The organism is Amycolatopsis heterodermiae (assembly GCF_034929455.1).
GTDB classification, from domain to species: domain Bacteria; phylum Actinomycetota; class Actinomycetes; order Mycobacteriales; family Pseudonocardiaceae; genus Amycolatopsis; species Amycolatopsis heterodermiae.
In genome coordinates this window covers 1-308 of record NZ_JAYFSI010000040.1, presented here as the reverse complement: position 1 = coordinate 308, position 308 = coordinate 1, and the positions used below count along the sequence as shown (strand labels likewise).

The following is a 308-nucleotide window of genomic DNA, read 5'->3' as shown; positions in this document are numbered from 1 at the left end:
TCGAAGACGTGGGCGCCGAGGTGGCGGTCGGCCAGCAGTCCGAAGAGGGCGGCGGTGAGGATCGGGAACGCCAGCAGGATCAGGATCGACGTGAAGAGGATGTTCCAGGTGAAGATCGGCATGCGCCACATGAGCATGCCGGGACAGCGCAGGCAGACGATGGTCGTGACCATGTTGACGGCGCCGAGGATGGTGCCCAGGCCGGTGACGATCAGTCCGGTGATCCACAGGTCGCCGCCGACGCCGGGGGAGTGGATGGCGTTGGACAGGGGTGTGTAGGCGGTCCAGCCGAAGTCGGGCGGGCCGCC

1 protein-coding gene is annotated in these 308 nt (G+C 67.5%); it reads right to left on the bottom strand.

The genetic code is table 11. The features are described 5' to 3' along the window. Positions 1-308 (bottom strand): cbb3-type cytochrome c oxidase subunit I (locus VA596_RS50575; RefSeq protein WP_323337986.1); only part of this gene is annotated, 308 nt, incomplete at both ends.